Here is an 18,674-nt window from a genome sequence, read left to right on the forward strand (position 1 = left end):
GGGTGAAAAATTATGACTAGAACAGTAAGTATGTCAACTGCAATTAATGAAGCGATGAAAATCTCAATGCGTCGTGATGAAAATGTAATTTTAATAGGTGAAGATGTTGCAGGCGGTGCACAAGTTGATCACCTGCAAGATGATGAAGCTTGGGGTGGTGTTCTTGGTGTTACGAAAGGACTTGTACAAGAGTTTGGCCGAAATCGTATATTGGATACACCAATTTCTGAAGCGGGTTATATGGGAGCTGCGATGGCAGCTGCTGCAACTGGGTTACGTCCAATAGCTGAGTTAATGTTTAATGATTTTATCGGTAGTTGTCTTGACCAAGTATTAAACCAAGGTGCGAAATTCCGTTATATGTTTGGAGGTAAAGCAAAAGTACCCGTTACAGTACGTACGATGCATGGCGCTGGTTTTAGTGCAGCAGCTCAACATTCACAAAGTTTGTACGCATTATTTACGAGCATACCAGGTATTAAAGTTATTGTTCCTTCCACACCGTATGATGCAAAAGGCTTATTATTAGCGGCAATTGAAGATGATGATCCAGTAATCTTCTTTGAGGATAAAACACTTTACAATATGAAAGGTGAAGTGCCAGAAGGATACTATACAATTCCATTAGGAAAAGCAGATATTAAACGGGAAGGTTCTGATGTAACAATTGTCGCAATCGGAAAGCAAGTTCATACAGCGCTTGCAGCTGCAAAGCAATTATCGAAAAAGGGGCTTGAAGTAGAAGTAATTGATCCACGATCTTTATCACCACTTGATGAAGATACTATTTTATCATCTGTTGAAAAAACAAATCGTCTTATCGTCATTGACGAAGCGAATCCTAGATGTAGTATTGCAACAGATATTGCGGCAATTGTAGCGGATAAAGGTTTTGATTTGTTAGATGCACCTATTAAACGAATTACAGCACCACATACACCCGTTCCGTTCTCACCACCACTTGAAAAGTTGTATTTGCCAACACCAGAAAAAGTAATTGAAACCGTATCAGAAATGATCGGAGACCAATCTTTATTACATGTGTAATAAAACGATGAGAAGGGAGAGAGAGACATGGCTGTAGAAGTTGTAATGCCGAAGTTAGGTATGGCGATGAAAGAAGGTATTATTACGAGCTGGAATATTAAAGCAGGCGATAATGTAGCAAAAGGAGAACTAATTGCTAGTATTAATTCAGAAAAAATTGAAACGGAAATTGAAGCGCCAGCTGATGGTACAGTACTTGATATAGCTGTAAGTGAAGATGAAGGAGTGCCGCCTGGTACTGTAATTTGCTACATCGGTAAACCGAATGAAAAGGTAGAAATGCAGGAAAGCACACATGTTGTAGAAGAAAAAACATCTAATATAGAAGTACAAAATGTACAAAATCAAGAAGCAAATGGGAAAGAAGTATCGAAGCAAAGAATTAAAATTTCACCTGTAGCCAAGAAAATTGCAAAGTCTGAAAATCTGGATACCAAGGCATTAGTTGGTACAGGTCCTGGCGGAAGGATTACAAAGGCAGATGTATTAAAAGCACTTGAGGTAAGAGTAAACGTTCTGGAAATATCTGAACAAGAAGAAAGTAACGTGATTCCTGTTACTGGTATGCGTAAAGCGATCGCAAATCGTATGCACGCAAGCTTACAAAATAGCGCACAATTAACGTTAACGATGAAAGTAGATGTAACAGATTTAGTTGCTTTACATAAAGAAATAGCGAAAGTTGTACAAAAAAGAGATGATAATAAATTAACCATTACGGATTTTGTCTCGCGTGCTGCTGTATTAGCACTTAGAGAGCATAAAGAAATGAACAGCGCTTATATAGATGATGCAATTCATCAATTTGAACATGTGCATTTAGGCATGGCAGTCGCATTAGAAAAAGGGTTAATCGTTCCAGCTATTCGCTTTGCAAATAATTTATCTTTAGTAGAATTGTCTAAAGAGATTAAGAATGTGGCACAAAAGGCGCGAGCAGGTAGCTTAAGTAGTGATGATATGCACGGAACGACATTTACAATTAGTAATTTAGGTAGCTTTGGTATTGAATATTTCACACCGGTATTAAATACACCTGAGACTGGCATTTTAGGTATTGGCGCAATTGAACATGTTCCTGTATATAAAGGGAAAAAATTAAAAAAAGGTAGTATGTTACCTTTAAGTTTAACATTCGATCATCGTGTACTAGACGGTGCACCAGCAGCTGCATTTTTACGCACAATTAAACATTATTTAGAAGAACCTATAACAATTCTTTTATAAAGAGAAGGTGAGAGAATGAGTAAACTAGTTGTAATGGGAGGCGGACCAGCTGGATATGTAGCGGCAATTACCGCGGCTCAAAATGGCAAAGGTGTCACTCTTATTGATGAAGCTGAACTTGGCGGAACGTGTTTAAATGTTGGTTGTATGCCTACGAAATCACTGTTAGAAAGTGCTGAAATACATGACATTGTGAGAAAAGCGAATGATTATGGAGTTACGCTTAATACAGGAAGTATATCAATTGATTGGGATCAAATACAGGCGAGAAAATCACAAATCGTAATGCAACTCGTCCAAGGAATACAATATTTAATGAAGAAAAATAAAATTAAAGTTGTAAAAGGAAAAGCGAAATTCGAAACGGATCATCGTGTGCGAGTTGTACAAGGAAATAAAGAAGAAGTAGTTGATGGAGAGAGCTTTATTATCGCATCTGGTTCCGAACCTACAGAATTACCATTCGCTCCGTTCGATGGAAAATGGATTTTAAATAGTAGCCATGCCATGTCTCTTGAGAGTGTACCATCTTCATTGTTAATCGTTGGCGGTGGTGTAATAGGATGTGAGTTTGCAAGTATTTATAGTAGACTTGGCACAAAAGTATCGATAGTTGAAATGGCACCGCAATTACTACCTGGTGAAGATGAAGATATCGCGAATATTTTAAGAGAGAAATTAGAAAAAGATGGTGTGAAAATTTTTACGGGAGCAGTTTTAAAAGGATTAAATAACTATAAGAAGCAAGCTTCATTTGAGTACGAGGGAATTACTCACGAAGTAACTCCAGAATTTGTTCTTGTTTCTGTAGGAAGAAAACCACGAGTGCAACAATTAGGATTAGAAAAGGCAGGGGTTCAGTTTTCAAATAAAGGGATTTCTGTGAATGAACATATGCAAACGAACGTATCGCATATTTACGCAGCTGGTGATGTAATCGGTGGGATTCAGCTTGCTCACGTTGCCTTCCATGAAGGAACGACAGCAGCATTACACGCAAGTGGAGAAGACGTGAAAGTAAATTATCACGCTGTGCCTCGATGTATATACACAGCTCCAGAAATAGCTAGTGTCGGGTTAAGTGAAAAAGGTGCAAGAGAACAATATGGTGATATTCTCATCGGAGAATTTCCTTTTACAGCGAACGGAAAAGCTCTTATTTTAGGAGAACAAGTAGGGAAAGTAAAAGTCATTGTGGAACCTAAATACCAAGAAATTGTAGGGATTTCTATTATCGGTCCTTATGCAACTGAACTTATTGGTCAAGGAACCGTAATGATTCATACAGAAGTTACCGCTGATATAATGAGAGATTATATTGCAGCACATCCAACTTTATCTGAGGCGATTCATGAAGCGTTAATGCAAGCGGTAGGACATGCTGTACATGCTTAAATGGAAATATGATAAACCACTATTCTCTAAACGAAAGAGAGAATAGTGGTTTGAATTTTTATAGAAGAAATTAAATATCTTATTACTATTTAATTTCAATCGCTGAAGTAATATCGTTCCAATCAGCAGCTAAATTAGCAGTTTTACCGTACCAATCAGCATGTTTAAATAAAACGCCTTTTCCATATCCTTGTGTTGAAGTGTGCTCCCAAAGTGTCGTTGAATAACTTGCAGAAGGTGACGCTGTACTTACAGAAGAAATTCTGTCATTCCAGCTAGATGGTAAGTTTTTAAAGCCGCTACTCCAGTAAATATATTGGCCACCTTTATCTTTATGTTCATAAAAATCAGTACTACCAGCACCGCTACCTAAAGGATTAATTTTATTTTTAATTGCTTTTTTATCCTTTTCAATATACGCATCTAATGTTTCACGGCTAGTAAAACCATAAGCTAGCCAATCTCCATTTTCATTTTGCTCTGGTAATACCATAGTAATTTGGATATCTTTCTTATCCTGATCACTTAATTTTGCAAATGAATTAACATTTTGTTCATCCACTTTTAAATAATCAAATGACTTAATTGTGTTACTTTTTTCTTCAGCACTTACCGCACCTAGTCCTCCAGTTAGTGCAAAACCCGCTACTAATGTCCCTGCTACTAATTTCTTCAACATATAACCATCCCTTTTTGTTTGAATTTTTGTACAGGTGAATCTTGTACAGCTAAAATGTATTCTAATTTTATACTTTTGTAAATATTCTGAAGTTTTAGAAATAATAGGCGGAATATTTACATTTTTACATTATTTCTTTAGAAAAAATGGTTATTGGAATGATATAATAAGTGGATGTATTGCTTTTACTGGATGTAAAGATATTTTAGGAGAGGTGTCATTGAAATATTTTACAAGAGAATGGTATAAAAAAATGCAAGTTTTAGAATTTGTAAGTTTTATAGAGTCTATAAAAGAATGGTCGGAAATGGATATACAAAGTTTAAAGGAAGAAATAGAGGAAAGGAAAATAGATTTATTAAAATTCCTTCCTGAATCGATATACTCAATTATACAAAACATCACAATTAATTCAGAATATCCATTAGGTGAACTGAAAAAACGTATGCAAGAGTGGACAACAGATTATGAGAAAAGAATGGCACAATTAGATCAATCATACGTAGAATATTTTAATTCCATTGAGAAAAAACTTCCGTCAAATGTCGCTCAGTTACACAAGACATCACTACACGATAGTGTAATTAAAGTAATAAAGAGAGAATCAGAAGATACTTTGTCTATCGTATTAGATTGCAGTGGTACTTTTAGTGAATTTGATAAACTTGAAGTAACCTTTATAGGAGTAACAAATTGTTCTATGCCGGAAAACTTTGAAAATGCTTGGTGGTTATATCATGAAATAGCTATTACTGAAGATGGTTTTGAACTAGGTGTTTTATTTGACTGTCCATTTAGAGAAGTGACGATTTGTGCGACAGATGTATTACTTGTGAATAAATAATTTTTTATGGAGCATTACAAACGTTTGACATAATAAAAAAATAAAGTTATTGTAGATACATGAAGTCTACAATAGGGGCTGTACTATGAAATATTCTAAAGCTACAAATTATGCTCTTCATACAATACTTTTTCTGGCAAAGGCTACACCAAATAAGTTAGTTAGTGTTCACCAATTAGCAGAAATGCAAAATGTTTCACCAACGTACTTGTCTAAAATACTAACTAAGTTGACGAAGGAAGGGATGATACATTCATCATCTGGTCCAAAGGGCGGTTACTCGCTTAGTAAGAATTGGGAAGATATTTCATTTTTAGATATTATACATGCAATTGAAGGTAAAACATCATTGTTTGAATGTTGTTTACATGACAAACCTGGATGTTTAATTAATGAAGTAATGCTTGCAGCAGAAGAGAAAATGGAAGAAGAGTTACGAAATCAAAAAATCGTAGATCTTGCGAAAAAAATAAAAGTGGATTTTTAATCTGCTTTTATTTTTAAATTAATTAAGGATAAAAAGACTCTTTGATATCTTTAATTTTAGTTAGAAAATGATATGAAGAAGGAGAGAAGATGATGACTAAATTTTGGAATGATCGATATAAATCAGATGAATATTTTTACGGTAAAGAACCTAATACATTTATTAAAGAACAAGCATTTCGTTTAGCAAATCACAATAAAGTAATAGCTTTCGCGGAGGGAGAAGGTAGAAATGCTGTATTTCTAGCAAGACAAGGGAACGAAGTAACAGCTATTGATTATTCGGAAGATGGATTAGAGAAGACAAAAAAATTGGCAGAGAAGCATAACGTAAACGTGCATACAAAAAAAGTAGATTTATTGGCTGATAGTTTGGCAGAAAATGAATATGATGCAGCAATTATGGTATTTGGACATTTTCATGATGATTATAAAAAAATGATATTAGGTAAAATGATACAAACGATAAAGCCTGGTGGTTTAATTATGTTTGAAGTTTACTCAAAAAAACAAATAAACTATGGTACTGGTGGACCAAAAGATGTTGATATGCTGTATGATCCAATTGATATCCTTACTTGGTGTGAAGAACATAAGGTAATTCATTTCTTTAATGGCGAACAAGAGCGAATTGAAGGGAAAGGGCACACTGGTTTAGCTGATGTTATTCAAGTTGTTATTAGAAAATGAATATAAGTGTTAATGAAAGTTAAATGTATGAATGTAAAAGACCAGTCATGTAAGACTGGTCTTTCTATTTAGATACTAAATTATCAAGCTTCCAATATGTATCTGTTAACGGCGCTGCTTTGCTATCTATGTATAAATACATATTATTTAAATCTTTTGGTGAAGTTTTCAGTTCAAATACAACGTCAGTAGTTAAAGAGAACTCGTGTGGAACATTTTTATAGTGCTCGTCATCTATCGGATGAGCTTCACCTTCATATTTCTCACCAGTTTTTTCATCTTGTATGAAATATTTTATTTCCGAAAGATCAATAGTTTGTCCATCGTCTCGAACATTATTAATCATAACACGAGTAGTAAGGCGCCGCTCTTTGTCTATTTTTTCAAACTTTGCATTCTCAACTGTCGCTCTATAGTATTCGTTTTTAACTATTTCTCCATAGTGCATTGCATTCTTTTCGAGAGCGCTCTTTTCTTGTTTTGATGTAGTATTGCTATTACATCCTGTTAATATTCCAGTAAATAATAATGCTGTACATGTCGTTTTGATTAATGATTTCATAGTAATCCCTTTCTGTATTAAAAAGTAAAACATAGGAATAATTTTACATCAATAGGAAGGTAAATGGAAGTGTTTTTGCGTAATATACAGATATACATTTATTTGGTTGTCAAGTTAACAGGATAGAAAGAGGGAGAAGACTGTATAAAACGGAATAAATAAGAATTGAAAATATTGTAAAACGGAAGAGGCATGCATATAATTAAAATAAAGTTTAAGTTTCTGAACCTTCAATAACGGTGGTGATAACATGTTTACTGAAGAACGTCGAGAGAAAATTTTAGAACGACTTAATACAGATGGAAGAGTAATAGCAAAGGATCTTGCGGAAAGATTTGATATGTCTATTGATTCTATAAGAAGAGATTTGTCTATTATGGAAAAGGATGGTTTATTAAAAAGAACGCACGGAGGTGCAATTGAACTTACGCGAGTGAGAAACTTAGCTGCGGAACCAACTAAACGTTATAGTGATAGCTCAATATATGAGGACACAATTGCAAGAGTTGCGGTATCTTATATACAAGAAGGTGATTCAATTTTTATTGGCGGGGCTCCCGTTCATAATGCGATGCTGAAATATTTACCGGAAGTATCATTTACGGTTATTACGAATTCTATAGAAATAGCTGGTTATCTACGAGAATATAAGAATATTGATACGTATTTAATTGGCGGAAAAGTAAAACCTTCAGGGAATATTACTGATACACTTGCCTCTGAATTGATAAGTAGATTTTCTATTGACCTTTATTTCTCCACAGGTGGAGGCATTTCATTACAAGGTATTAGTACTGCAACACCTGAAGTTGCTTATTTTAGTAAAAGAGTAAGTGAAATTGCTAGAAGAAATATTTGTTTAGTTCCGCATAATAAACTTGGAATAGATTGTTTTATAAGAGGAGAGTCTCTAAAAGAAATTGACATTATTATAACTGACGAAGAGGCTAGTAAAGAAACTGTTCAGGACTTTGAGAAACAAGGTAAACAAGTTGTAATAGCACCATTATATTCATTTGAAAGGAGTTTGACATGATTGTAAAAGAGCAAGAGTTTTATATAAATGGATTAACTTATACAATTCGTTCTGCAGCTGAGAAAGATGCTGAGCAGTTATCGAAAATTAGAGTTCAGATTGATGGAGAAACTGAAAATATGGATAGAGATGCTGGAGAGGGATTTATAGATGACCTAGGGTTTCAAAAAATAATAAAAACAGATAGTGAAGAGACTAAGAATCTCTTTTTAGTTGCAGAAGTGCACAATCGAATCGTTGGATTTTCAAGATGTGAAGGATCAAATTTTAAGAGATTATCTCATAAAGTGGAGTTTGGCGTTTGCATTTTAAAAGAGTTTTGGGGATATAGAATGGGGAAGAGCCTATTACAACAATCTATTAAATGGGCTGACGAAAATGCAGTAAATAAAATATCTTTACAAGTATTAGAGACAAACGAGAAAGCTATTCATCTGTATAAAAAATTAGGTTTTGAAGTAGAAGGCATTTTGAAAAATGACAAAAGACTATCGGATGGAAAGTATTATAATACGGTATTGATGGGAAGATTTACTAATACTTTTCATGAAAGAGGTGAAGAAGTATGTTTTACAGAAGGAAGTACTATGTAGTGAAAAATGAATTCATAGAAGTATTTAATGATCATTTCAATAATACGAACTTACCTAATCAATTAAAGCATGGTTCTAGGCTAATAGGACGCTGGATGAAAGATAATAAGAATGGTACGTCTGAAGTATTTGCCATATGGGAATATGATAGTTATGAACAGTATAATGAAATAGAATCGAAAATTAGAAGTGACGAGAGGCATATTAAAGGAATACATGAATGGTATGAAAACCATGGCGGGAAAGAATATGTTTTACAGGAGTACATAGTAGAGATGAAAAATGAAGAGTTAGTATGTACTGTAAAGTAACAGAGGGGTGAGGGAAAATAGAAATTAAAACAAAATTATATTTTAGTTTAGCATCCGCTATTTTATTTGCAATAGCCGTGATTGTTTTCTTTATAAATGGTAATCCACAAAAGTGGTTTTGGTTATGTATTTTGTTTGCGTCCATTATACAAAATATAGTGCTACTAAAAAAGAATAAAGAAGTGCATTAGGATATTCAAATTATTAACATATTTGTGTCGTATTGCTAGTTGTATTGAAAACGCTTTTATTCAGTTTTATAATAAAAGTATGTTTTATAAATCTCCAAAACAATTAAAAGGGAGATGATACAATGTTAGCTTCACCGTTTTACTTACATGCATGGAAAAAGTTTGTTAATGAAGGTGTTCTTGATTCAAATCGCATAAATCAAAGAATTTCAGAATCGTGGCATCGATGTAAACAGGCTAATGTTAATCCTCACATGAATAAAGGTCAGAAAGTTTTGTCTTCTAATATTTTTCGAGAACAAAAGAAAAAGAGTGAAATTTTCCTTGATATAGCATTACCCCAAATACAAAATTTGAGAAAAACCATTGATGAACTACAAATGATGGCATTATTAATCGATCCAGATGGTTATGTTCTATCCTTAAGTGGAAATAAACAAACGTTAAAGCGAGCGAAACATATTAATTTTATTGAAGGTGTAAAATGGACGGAAGCAGCTGTGGGGACAAACGCAATAGGAACAGCGCTAGAAATTGAAGAAGCTATTATGATAAGTGGTACTGAACATTACTCCGTGGCATCTCATAGCTGGAGTTGTGCGGCTGCTCCCATTCATAACGATGACGGGAAATTAATTGGTATTCTAGATTTCTCCTGTCCAATTGAATTTTCACATCCATATATGCTCGGTATGGTAACTTCAATTGCACATGCGATTGAACGTGAATGTAGCATAAGAGTTCATCAAAATGAATTACACTTAATCCATCGTTTTTTAGATGTCATTGATAGTGATGAACAAGTAGTTATTTGTAATCATCGTGATGTTATCGTTTCTGCGAGTAAGAGCGTTCGGGAACGAGTAACTAATTGGTCAAGAATGAAACTTGAAGATTTAGTGCACCATGGATTGGAAACTAAATTAGAGATACCGGTATATAGTAATGAAAGAATGATCGGGAAATGTATGTATTTAAAGGAAAACAAACAAATGAATACATATTCTGCTTTCACATTTATAAAAGGAATTACTTTTCCAGGAGTTACCGGGACAAGCAAAGCATTTCAACACACACTAGAAGAAATTAGGCTTGTTTCACCGACTGATGTTAGTGTGTATGTATGTGGTGAGACAGGAGTAGGGAAGGAATATGTCGCGAGAGCGATTCATGAAAATAGTCCAAGAAAAGACGGGCCCTTTATAGCTGTTAACTGCGGTTCTTTGCCTAAAGAATTAATAGAAAGTGAATTGTTCGGTTATGCTGAAGGTGCATTTACAGGTGCGCGACGTCAAGGATATAAAGGGAAATTTGAACAAGCGAATGGAGGAACATTATTTTTAGATGAAATTGGTGAAGTACCACCAGAGATGCAAGTAGCATTATTGCGTGTTTTACAAGAACGTACAATAACTCCAATAGGAAGTTCAAAAGAGGTACCAGTAAATATTCGTATTATTACTGCCACACATAAAGATTTACTACGGTTAGTAGAAGAAGGGAAATTCCGTCAAGATTTATATTATCGTTTGCACGTTTATCCGTTATATGTTCCATCGTTAATAGAAAGAAAAGAGGATATCCCATATTTTATACAACACTTTTGCGAACAGAAGAATTGGAATGTTGTATTTCCGAAGAGTATTTGCAATCAATTTTTACAACATACATGGCCCGGAAATATTCGAGAACTAGTAAATGCATTAGAACGCATTTACATTTTGTCGCAAGGACGGGAAATATGCGAAAAACAAGTCGCTCTTTTGATACAAACAATGATGGGAAATCAACAACAACTTGAGTTACAAGTTAAAAATAAAACCGAACATACATTGAATTTTCGCGAAAAAATAAAGCGTGATAGCATGATTGAAGCATTACAAAAGACAAACGGAAATGTTTCATTAGCTGCAAAACTATTAGATGTACCCCGTAGTACATTTTATAAACGAATGCAAAAATATAAGTTATAAAGTAGATTTTTGTAATCTACTTTTTCTTTGTGGGCTCATGTTCTGTCGGAATGTGCGCTTACCGGGGAAATAATAGAATTGTTAGAAGGGAAATTTCCTAATGGGGGTTAGTGTGTGAAGTATATTGAAATTGGCTTCGGAAATAGGTGGTTCGTTCGAACAGAAACTGAAAATAAAGATGGAACTGAATTTGAAGAACGAGGAATTATAAAACCTATTTATTTTGAGTCTTTATATGTACGAGTGTGGTTTCGGAAAACGTGTTTAATTTTTGATACGAAAGAAAGGTTTAAAAAGGTTAAGAAGAGGAGGATTGAATATAAATTTATAGTTGGAATTGTAAGCAGACTGGATAAAGAAGAAGTGGGCTAACATGCGTAGTTATATTGGACAGGAAATTCTTTTGACTTATATCAAATTCATGAAAAGCACATTTACTAAATATAAATTGTTAATAAAACCACTAAAAATTATTATCAAGACCTAAAAGCTAAAAATCCTAAAAAAATAAAGGTGAGCGCATATTATACATGACTAATATGTACTCACCTTTATTTTATTGTTCAATTAAAGGGCCAGATTGTTGAGGAAACAGGAATAATAAGAATACTCAAAATATTGTTTGTGAAGTGTTACACTTAAACTAACGGGCAGTTTAGCTTAAGTACATTTTTTCACAAATTTAAATGGGGAAATTTCCCCATTTTTTATACCAGCTTAACGTTGATTCGGGAATATTGAACTTCGCTACCTGCTAATTGAATTCTACTTCATCTGGAGACCTTTAAATTAAAATGCTTCCTTTCTTCTGACAGACTTATTAAATTTCGAAAACAATCAATTCAATCATCTTTTCGTATAGAAAAACTTATTAAGAAACATGCACTAGAAAAAATATAAATCATATATAGGAGATATCCCGTTTGAATGCTTGAGGAGGATATTATGAAACCTATGTTACCTAGTGAAAAATATTTCGGTAATTTAGAACTAGTTTATGCATTTTATGGGGCTATGCCTACAGGTGTTACTGTTTCAGAAACCGGTCGTATTTTCATTTGCTTTCCGAAATGGGGAGACGATGTTAAATTTACGGTGGCGGAAATTTTTGAGGATAAATTGCAGCCTTATCCTAATTTACAAACCAATTTGGCTAACCCCGAGAATATCCCAATGACTTTCATCAGTGTCCAAAGTGTAGTTGCTGATGGAAGGGGAACGCTTTGGATATTAGATACAGCGGCACCCAATTTTTCTGAACCTATTAAAGGGGGAGCAAAATTAGTCGCTGTTGATTTAGAAACCAATACAATAAGAAAAGTATATACCTTTACAGAAGATGTTGTCCTGCCTACAACTTATCTGAATGATGTCCGTTTTGATTTTCGTGTTGGAAAAGCAGGTTATGCCTATATAACGGATTCTTCTTCGAGAGGACCAGGAGCTATTATCGTCGTAGATTTATCAAATGGAAACGCGTTTAGACGGTTAAATGGAGCAAATTCAACTTCACCCGATCCCTATTTTTTACCGAAAGTAGAAGGTCAAATTTTAATGAATCGAAACAAAGACGGTTCAACTTCTCCATTTAGGTTGGCGTCTGATAGTCTTGCGATTTCTCCCGATGGAAAGATATTATTTTTTGCTCCACTAACCAGTCGGCATTTGTTCTCGATCTCAACAGAAGCCCTGAGAAACAGAACGATACCGGACATGAATTTACCTTATCATGTGGAGTATTGGGGAGAAAAAGGTGCGTCTGATGGAATGATCACTGATGCAAAGGGAACTGTTTATGCTGGAGATTATGAAAACAACAGTATCCGTAAGATATTGCCAAATGGCATAATGGAAACTATCGCACATGATCCGAGAATTTTGTGGCCGGATACTTTTTCAATTGGTCCGGATCAATATTTGTATGTCATTGTGAACCAATTACATCGACAGCCTAGATTTCATTATGGAAAAGACTTACGACAGAAACCTTATAGTTTACTTCGTATCAAAATTGATGAATTTCCTGCTCCGACCTTTTCATAATAAAAATAGTCAATTAATTGTTTTCATTGATAGAAAATGATCAAACTTTTTTATAAAACCAAAACATAAACCTGCTGGATAAGAATCCATTTTGATCAATCTTTTTCAAAATGGATTCTTTTTATTTACCATAGAATACGGGTTAACACGATATTTTTAATCAAACTTTATTTTAAAATTACGAAGAAACTCATGAATGTTTTAAAAAATATGGTGAAGTAGTAATACCCGAACTTATGAGTGAAATTAATGAAAAGTTAAAATGGGATGTTGTTAGTTATGTAGATCATAAGGAGTATGCTTTATGGCCACTACTAAAATATTTTAAAAAGATAATTAAACAAGATTCACAAGAATGGAAAACGCGAGGTTTAGAACTGTATAAATTATCTAGTGTAGCAGATATAAAGGGGAGTAATTTTCTTATCCTTTCTATATAGAAATTGCTATTGGTATTATTATACAATAGGTGTCAGAAAATACAGTTGTTTATTATTGGAGTGGGAGAGAATTATATGTCGATGTCGCTATATTATAAAAAAATCCGTGAGCAATTAGGCCATGAACTAATTCTAATACCGAGTGTAGCTGCCGTTATAAAGAATGGGCAGGGAGATATTTTGTTTCAATATCCTGGCGGGGAATACTGGAGTTTGCCAGCTGGAGCAATTGAGTCTGGAGAAACTCCAGAAGAAGCGGTAGTTCGTGAAGTGTGGGAAGAAACAGGATAGAAAGTACGAGTAAAAAAACAAAAAGGGGTATTTGGAGGGGAAAGGTTCCGTCATATATATCCGAATGGCGATCAAGTAGAATATATTGTTGTTGTGTTTGAATGTGAAATTACTAGTGGAAAACTGAAATCGATAGATGGTGAATCTTTAAAACTACAATATTTCTCATTTTCTGAAAAGCCTACTTTAGCGCTACCATACCCAGATAATATATTTTTATAGATGTAAAATAACACACCTTACTTATTGACGGTGTGTTATTTATATAACCCGGTCGTATACATCTCCGTTAACGTATACACAATTTCCTCTAAGTTAATCTTTTTATCATTTTGCGTAATAGTCCAAAGAAACGATTCATTCATCGCGAACCAACCGCGTGCTACAATCTCTTTATTTAAATTAGGTTGTGCTAATCCACTTTCTTGAGAGTAAGTAATATCCTGTTTAATACTTGTTATAAAACGTTCCCGAATCTCATCCCATTTTTGCCGTATTTCTCTTGATAATCCTATCGCTTCCTCTACAACTTGCAAAATAGCGCGTTCTACATCTGCTAATTGCAGGAATGCTCTAACTTGATTTTGGATCATTATACGTGCTTCCTCTTTTGTTTGTGGAGAAAAAGAGCGCTCAGCAATATTATAAAATTGATTCATAACATCTTCCATTAAACTAATTAGGAGATCATCTTTGTTTTTGAAGTATACATATGCTGTTCCATAACCAGTTTCTGCATGTTTAATAATTTGTGTAATTGTCGTTTTTTGAAATCCATTATTTATAAAAATAGTGTAACCAGAGTGTAATAGTTTCTTCTTCGTTTCTAAGGAGCGGTGTTTTCTTGATGAAAGAGTAGAGTTTTTCAAAGAATCACCTCTTTATACTGAAATATCTGAAAATATAACTGTATTGTAAAAGAAGTTCATATATAAAGTCAACTGACATAATATCATTGACGTTGTATCAATTAAGGTGATATATTTCAATTAGTTAGAATAAAAAGAAAATTAAGAGAAGGTGACACCATGTATAAAGAACCATTTCAACCAACTTATGAGTATGCGCTTGAATGTGATAAACATGATGAACTGAAAGATTTTCAAACTGAATTCTATAAAAAAGAAGGTACTATATATTTAGATGGAAACTCATTAGGGCTACTTTCAAAAAGAGCAGAGAAATCATTACTTACGTTGCTAGATTCGTGGAAAGAGTATGGCATTGACGGCTGGACAGAAGGTGAGCACCCGTGGTTTTTCCTTTCAGAGAAATTAGGTAAACTTACAGCCCCTCTTATTGGTGCTTTACCGGAAGAAACTATTGTAACCGGTTCTACAACTACAAATATACACCAAGTTATTGCGACGTTTTACGAACCAAAAGGAATACGTACAAAAATACTTGCGGATGAATTAACTTTCCCATCAGATATTTATGCACTTCAAAGTCAAATTCGTTTAAAAGGATTAGATCCAGAGGAGCATTTAGTAAGAGTGAAAAGCCGAGATGGTAGAACACTTTCTGAAGAAGATATTATCCATACGATGGAAGATGATATCGCTTTAATTTTATTACCTTCTGTTTTATATAGAAGTGGTCAAATTCTTGATATGAAACGTTTAACAACGGAAGCTCATAAACGCGGCATTCACATTGGATTTGATTTATGCCATTCAATAGGATCTATTCCGCATCATTTCAAAGATTGGGATGTCGATTTTGCTGTTTGGTGCAATTATAAATATTTAAATGCAGGACCGGGTGGCGTTGCAGGAATTTATGTGAATAATAAACATTTTAATAGACTACCAGGGTTGTCTGGATGGTTTAGTTCTAGAAAAGATAAGCAGTTTGATATGGAGCATACATTAACAGCTGCTGATCATGCAGGTGCTTATCAAATTGGTACACCGCACGTTTTAAGTACAGCACCATTAATTGGTTCACTTGAAATTTTCAAAGATGCTGGTATTGAACGTTTACGTGAAAAATCTTTACATATTACGAGATACATGCTGAATTTAATTGGACATGAATTAAAAGGTTTCGAATTTACAATTGGAAATCCATTAGAGGATGAAAAACGAGGCGGGCACATTTATTTAGAGCATGCAGAAGCAGCACGTATATGTAAAGCACTAAAAGCAAATGGAGTAATTCCAGATTTTAGAGCGCCAAATGGGGTGAGACTTGCGCCGGTCGCTTTATATAACACATACGAAGAAGTGTGGAAATCTGTACAAATATTAAAGAAAATTATGAAAAATGAAGAGTATAAGCAGTTTGAAAATAAGCGAGAGGTTGTGGCATAAATATGAAAACATCAGAGTGGATTGATATTTCACAACCGCTAAATAATAATATTGCAACGTGGCCAGGAGACACACCGTTCTCGTATGAAGTTTCATGGTCAAAAGAAGAAAGTGGCTCAGTAAATGTCGGAAAGTTAACGATGAGTATTCATACAGGCACTCATATTGATGCACCATTTCATTTTGATAATGATGGAAAGAAAGTATTGGATTTAGATGTTCAAGTTTATGTTGGCCCAGCGCGGATTATTGACGTTTCTAATCTTGAAAGCATCGGGAAAAAGGAATTAGAAAGCTTTCATTTAGAAGGTGTAGAACGATTATTATTACGTACATCTTCACATGGAAAAGCTGAAGAATTTCCAGAGGTGATCCCTCATTTACGTGCAGACATAGCGTCGTTTCTTTCAGAGAAAGGTATTCGTTTAATCGGAGTAGATGTACCATCAGTTGATCCGCTAGATGATAAAGAATTAGCAGCGCATCATCAATTATTTAAACATGGAATTCATATTTTAGAAAATGTCGTACTAGATCATGTAGCAGACGGTGATTATGAACTTATTGCATTACCACTTGCATTAACTGATGCAGATGGAAGTCCAGTTCGAGCCGTTATTAGACCAATATAAGTAGAATCATATAAAAGGGGCGTTTGGCTAATATGAAAGAAAATGAAAAAGTAATTATGGAAAAAGGGATTCATACGGATTTTAAAGAGAATATGACGTATGGGGAGTATTTACAATTAGATAGTTTACTATCTTCTCAAAAAAGATTATCGGACCATCATGATGAAATGTTATTTATCGTTATTCACCAAGCAAGTGAGCTTTGGATGAAGCTCATTTTACATGAGCTAAATGCGGCGATTGAATCTATTAAACAAGATAAATTACAACCAGCTTTTAAAATGTTAGCACGTGTATCAAAAATTCAGTCTCAAATTATTCAATCTTGGGATATTCTTGCGACATTAACACCATCAGAATATATTGAGTTTCGTGATTCACTCGGTCAAGCTTCAGGTTTTCAATCGTATCAATATCGTATGATTGAGTATGCACTTGGCTATAAAACGCCACACGCATTAAAAATTTATGAAAAGGATCCAGAATTACATGCACGACTTCATAAAGCGCTACATGCACCAAGTCTATATGATGTCGCGATTCAAGCATTAGTAAAAGAAGGATTCCCTATTCATAAAGATGTGTTAAACCGTGATATTACGCAGCCTTATGAAGAAGATGCAACAGTAGAAGCAGCATGGTTGGAAGTGTATGCGGATGTGAAAAAATATTGGAATTTATATCAGCTTGCTGAAAAATTGATTGATATTGAAGACTGGCTACAACAATGGCGTTTCCGTCATATGAAAACAGTAGAAAGAATTATTGGACATAAAATGGGTACAGGTGGATCCTCCGGTGTTTCTTATTTAAAGCGAGTACTTGATCAACAATTCTTCCCAGAGCTTTGGAATGTTCGTACGAAATTATAAAAATAAACCTGTCAGTTCATTATGGCTGACAGGTTTATTTTTATTTGAACACAATTATGTTTAAAATGAAGGAACAAGATATAATAAATGGAGTAACTATTTAAATGGAGGTAAAGTTTTTGGATTTCAAGCAACTAGAAAATAAATTCGAAAAGAAAAAAGTGAATACATTTCTTGTTTATCAAAAAGGGGAATTAACAACGGAGTATTATAAAACACCCGAATGTGCAAATAACTTATATAAAATAAATTCGATTACAAAAAGTATCGTATCTTTATTAATTGGTATTGCAATTGATAAGGGCTATATAAATGATATACATACATCAATTACAGAGTGGATTGAAAATGTACCTGGGGAAAAACATGATTTAACGCTATATCACTTATTAACAATGACTACTGGTGAGGACTGGAAAGAGTTTGGGAATGGAGTAGTATTCCCAAATGACTTTGTAGAATCAGAGAACTGGGTACAGTACATATTAGAAAAGCCAATAATTGAAGAACCTGCTACAAAAATGAATTATAATTCAGGTTCTTCTCATTTACTGAGCTATATTATTCAAGAAGCTACTGGAATGTCGACAGAGCGGTTTGCAAAGAAATATTTATTTGATCCATTAAAAATTAACGAATACGAGTGGCAACAAGATCCGCAGGGTATATATGTAGGTGGCTTCGGTATGAAAATGAAATCTACCGATTTATTAAAATTAGGAAAATTATGTTTGCAAAATGGATATTGGAATGAAAAAGAAATTGTATCAGCGAAATGGTTAAAAGAGTCAAGTAGGGCGCAATTTGAAACATATGAACATGTCGGCGCATATGGATATCACTGGTGGGTATTACATAACGAAAGATTTCACATACCGTATTGTATATATTTCGCTATGGGATACGGCGGACAATACATCGTTATCATTCCTCAATTAGAAGTAGTATCTATTATAAGTAGTCATATGCCAAAACGTGGGCTCGTTCCGTTAAAATTATTTATTGAGCATGTACAGGGAAATTCTAATTATATATAAGAAAAGGAGG

General features: G+C 34.1%; 19 protein-coding genes and 1 pseudogene. 17 read left to right on the plus strand and 3 right to left on the minus strand.

What is annotated here, in order from left to right; translation table 11 throughout:
• Window positions 1-12: 12 nt before the first annotated feature.
• The 3 genes from acoB to lpdA are packed head-to-tail and all read left to right on the plus strand — an operon-like array spanning window position 13 to window position 3,669.
• On the plus strand, window positions 13-1,047 hold the full coding sequence (acoB, locus tag DN401_RS00905; RefSeq protein ID WP_149287439.1) for an acetoin:2,6-dichlorophenolindophenol oxidoreductase subunit beta: 1,035 nt from the start codon (window positions 13-15) through the stop codon (window positions 1,045-1,047).
• Between the two features lie 27 nt (window positions 1,048-1,074).
• Window positions 1,075-2,274 carry a dihydrolipoamide acetyltransferase family protein gene (locus tag DN401_RS00910; protein ID WP_149287440.1) on the plus strand — a complete coding sequence of 400 codons (1,200 nt, stop codon included), beginning with the start codon at window positions 1,075-1,077 and terminating at the stop codon, window positions 2,272-2,274.
• 15 nt (window positions 2,275-2,289) lie between these two features.
• Complete coding sequence (gene lpdA / locus DN401_RS00915) at window positions 2,290-3,669, plus strand: dihydrolipoyl dehydrogenase (RefSeq protein WP_000041232.1); 1,380 nt, start codon at window positions 2,290-2,292, stop codon at window positions 3,667-3,669.
• An 85-nt stretch (window positions 3,670-3,754) separates the two neighbouring features.
• On the opposite strand, the gene DN401_RS00920 is transcribed toward lpdA, so the two are convergent.
• Entirely contained in the window at window positions 3,755-4,348 is a 594-nt protein-coding gene (locus tag DN401_RS00920) for a hypothetical protein (RefSeq protein ID WP_000914434.1), read from the minus strand.
• Between the two features lie 220 nt (window positions 4,349-4,568).
• On the opposite strand from DN401_RS00920, the gene DN401_RS00925 reads away from it, so the two are divergent.
• The 3 genes from DN401_RS00925 to DN401_RS00935 all read left to right on the plus strand — a co-directional run bounded on the left by DN401_RS00925 (window position 4,569) and on the right by DN401_RS00935 (window position 6,368).
• The gene (locus tag DN401_RS00925; protein ID WP_000873447.1) at window positions 4,569-5,192 is read left to right on the plus strand and encodes a DUF4085 domain-containing protein; all 624 of its coding nucleotides are present in this window, start codon (window positions 4,569-4,571) and stop codon (window positions 5,190-5,192) included.
• An 85-nt stretch (window positions 5,193-5,277) separates the two neighbouring features.
• Window positions 5,278-5,679 carry an Rrf2 family transcriptional regulator gene (locus tag DN401_RS00930; RefSeq protein ID WP_000877642.1) on the plus strand — a complete coding sequence of 134 codons (402 nt, stop codon included), beginning with the start codon at window positions 5,278-5,280 and terminating at the stop codon, window positions 5,677-5,679.
• An 89-nt stretch (window positions 5,680-5,768) separates the two neighbouring features.
• Window positions 5,769-6,368 (plus strand): class I SAM-dependent methyltransferase, encoded by a 600-nt coding sequence (locus DN401_RS00935; RefSeq protein WP_002204770.1) that lies wholly within the window; start codon window positions 5,769-5,771, stop codon window positions 6,366-6,368.
• Window positions 6,369-6,432: 64 nt separating this feature from the next.
• Here DN401_RS00935 and DN401_RS00940 read toward each other — a convergent pair whose 3' ends face one another.
• Complete coding sequence (locus tag DN401_RS00940) at window positions 6,433-6,930, minus strand: hypothetical protein (protein ID WP_000838466.1); 498 nt, start codon at window positions 6,928-6,930, stop codon at window positions 6,433-6,435.
• A 250-nt stretch (window positions 6,931-7,180) separates the two neighbouring features.
• On the opposite strand from DN401_RS00940, the gene DN401_RS00945 reads away from it, so the two are divergent.
• The 7 genes and pseudogenes from DN401_RS00945 (at window position 7,181) to DN401_RS00980 (ending at window position 14,030) form a co-directional block, all read left to right on the plus strand.
• Window positions 7,181-7,966 (plus strand): DeoR/GlpR family DNA-binding transcription regulator, encoded by a 786-nt coding sequence (locus DN401_RS00945; protein ID WP_000493652.1) that lies wholly within the window; start codon window positions 7,181-7,183, stop codon window positions 7,964-7,966.
• Window positions 7,963-8,559, plus strand: coding sequence for a GNAT family N-acetyltransferase (locus DN401_RS00950; RefSeq protein ID WP_000635680.1), 597 nt, complete (start codon window positions 7,963-7,965; stop codon window positions 8,557-8,559). Before DN401_RS00945 ends, DN401_RS00950 begins: the two co-directional genes overlap by 4 nt.
• Window positions 8,532-8,870: an NIPSNAP family protein gene (locus tag DN401_RS00955; RefSeq protein ID WP_000499992.1), complete on the plus strand. Its 339-nt coding sequence runs from the start codon at window positions 8,532-8,534 to the stop codon at window positions 8,868-8,870. The genes DN401_RS00950 and DN401_RS00955 overlap by 28 nt, the downstream gene beginning before the upstream one ends.
• A gap of 313 nt (window positions 8,871-9,183) precedes the next feature.
• The gene (locus tag DN401_RS00960) at window positions 9,184-11,034 is read left to right on the plus strand and encodes a sigma-54-dependent Fis family transcriptional regulator (RefSeq protein ID WP_149287441.1); all 1,851 of its coding nucleotides are present in this window, start codon (window positions 9,184-9,186) and stop codon (window positions 11,032-11,034) included.
• Between the two features lie 114 nt (window positions 11,035-11,148).
• Entirely contained in the window at window positions 11,149-11,406 is a 258-nt protein-coding gene (locus DN401_RS00965; RefSeq protein WP_000873830.1) for a DUF3977 family protein, read from the plus strand.
• 573 nt (window positions 11,407-11,979) lie between these two features.
• Window positions 11,980-13,077 (plus strand): L-dopachrome tautomerase-related protein, encoded by a 1,098-nt coding sequence (locus DN401_RS00970; RefSeq protein WP_000803865.1) that lies wholly within the window; start codon window positions 11,980-11,982, stop codon window positions 13,075-13,077.
• Between the two features lie 515 nt (window positions 13,078-13,592).
• Window positions 13,593-14,030: pseudogene (locus tag DN401_RS00980) on the plus strand (NUDIX hydrolase).
• A 35-nt stretch (window positions 14,031-14,065) separates the two neighbouring features.
• Here DN401_RS00980 and DN401_RS00985 read toward each other — a convergent pair.
• Window positions 14,066-14,677, minus strand: a complete 612-nt coding sequence (locus DN401_RS00985) for a TetR/AcrR family transcriptional regulator (protein ID WP_149287442.1) — start codon at window positions 14,675-14,677, stop codon at window positions 14,066-14,068.
• A gap of 159 nt (window positions 14,678-14,836) precedes the next feature.
• Here DN401_RS00985 and kynU point away from each other — a divergent pair, with 159 nt between their 5' ends.
• From kynU to DN401_RS01005, 4 genes are all read left to right on the plus strand, one after another.
• Window positions 14,837-16,123 carry a kynureninase gene (kynU, locus tag DN401_RS00990; RefSeq protein ID WP_075677120.1) on the plus strand — a complete coding sequence of 429 codons (1,287 nt, stop codon included), beginning with the start codon at window positions 14,837-14,839 and terminating at the stop codon, window positions 16,121-16,123.
• A gap of 2 nt (window positions 16,124-16,125) precedes the next feature.
• On the plus strand, window positions 16,126-16,755 hold the full coding sequence (gene kynB, locus DN401_RS00995) for an arylformamidase (RefSeq protein ID WP_000858074.1): 630 nt from the start codon (window positions 16,126-16,128) through the stop codon (window positions 16,753-16,755).
• A gap of 32 nt (window positions 16,756-16,787) precedes the next feature.
• Window positions 16,788-17,627 carry a tryptophan 2,3-dioxygenase gene (kynA, locus tag DN401_RS01000; protein ID WP_000661957.1) on the plus strand — a complete coding sequence of 280 codons (840 nt, stop codon included), beginning with the start codon at window positions 16,788-16,790 and terminating at the stop codon, window positions 17,625-17,627.
• A 119-nt stretch (window positions 17,628-17,746) separates the two neighbouring features.
• Window positions 17,747-18,664 (plus strand): serine hydrolase domain-containing protein, encoded by a 918-nt coding sequence (locus DN401_RS01005; RefSeq protein WP_000346251.1) that lies wholly within the window; start codon window positions 17,747-17,749, stop codon window positions 18,662-18,664.
• The last annotated feature ends 10 nt before the right edge of the window (window positions 18,665-18,674 follow it).

The sequence above is a fragment of the Bacillus sp. BF2-3 genome, from assembly GCF_008368795.1.
GTDB lineage: Bacteria > Bacillota > Bacilli > Bacillales > Bacillaceae_G > Bacillus_A > Bacillus_A cereus.

Excerpts from the sequence above, each read along its gene's own strand:
- acoB (WP_149287439.1), top strand. The coding sequence starts at position 13 with ATGACTAGAACAGTAAGTATGTCAACTGCAATTAATGAAGCGATGAAA.
- DN401_RS00910 (WP_149287440.1), top strand. The coding sequence starts at position 1,075 with ATGGCTGTAGAAGTTGTAATGCCGAAGTTAGGTATGGCGATGAAAGAA.
- lpdA (WP_000041232.1), top strand. The coding sequence starts at position 2,290 with ATGAGTAAACTAGTTGTAATGGGAGGCGGACCAGCTGGATATGTAGCG.
- DN401_RS00920 (WP_000914434.1), bottom strand. The coding sequence starts at position 4,348 with ATGTTGAAGAAATTAGTAGCAGGGACATTAGTAGCGGGTTTTGCACTA.
- DN401_RS00930 (WP_000877642.1), top strand. The coding sequence starts at position 5,278 with ATGAAATATTCTAAAGCTACAAATTATGCTCTTCATACAATACTTTTT.
- DN401_RS00935 (WP_002204770.1), top strand. The coding sequence starts at position 5,769 with ATGATGACTAAATTTTGGAATGATCGATATAAATCAGATGAATATTTT.
- DN401_RS00940 (WP_000838466.1), bottom strand. The coding sequence starts at position 6,930 with ATGAAATCATTAATCAAAACGACATGTACAGCATTATTATTTACTGGA.
- DN401_RS00945 (WP_000493652.1), top strand. The coding sequence starts at position 7,181 with ATGTTTACTGAAGAACGTCGAGAGAAAATTTTAGAACGACTTAATACA.
- DN401_RS00950 (WP_000635680.1), top strand. The coding sequence starts at position 7,963 with ATGATTGTAAAAGAGCAAGAGTTTTATATAAATGGATTAACTTATACA.
- DN401_RS00955 (WP_000499992.1), top strand. The coding sequence starts at position 8,532 with ATGTTTTACAGAAGGAAGTACTATGTAGTGAAAAATGAATTCATAGAA.
- DN401_RS00960 (WP_149287441.1), top strand. The coding sequence starts at position 9,184 with ATGTTAGCTTCACCGTTTTACTTACATGCATGGAAAAAGTTTGTTAAT.
- DN401_RS00970 (WP_000803865.1), top strand. The coding sequence starts at position 11,980 with ATGAAACCTATGTTACCTAGTGAAAAATATTTCGGTAATTTAGAACTA.
- kynU (WP_075677120.1), top strand. The coding sequence starts at position 14,837 with ATGTATAAAGAACCATTTCAACCAACTTATGAGTATGCGCTTGAATGT.
- kynB (WP_000858074.1), top strand. The coding sequence starts at position 16,126 with ATGAAAACATCAGAGTGGATTGATATTTCACAACCGCTAAATAATAAT.
- kynA (WP_000661957.1), top strand. The coding sequence starts at position 16,788 with ATGAAAGAAAATGAAAAAGTAATTATGGAAAAAGGGATTCATACGGAT.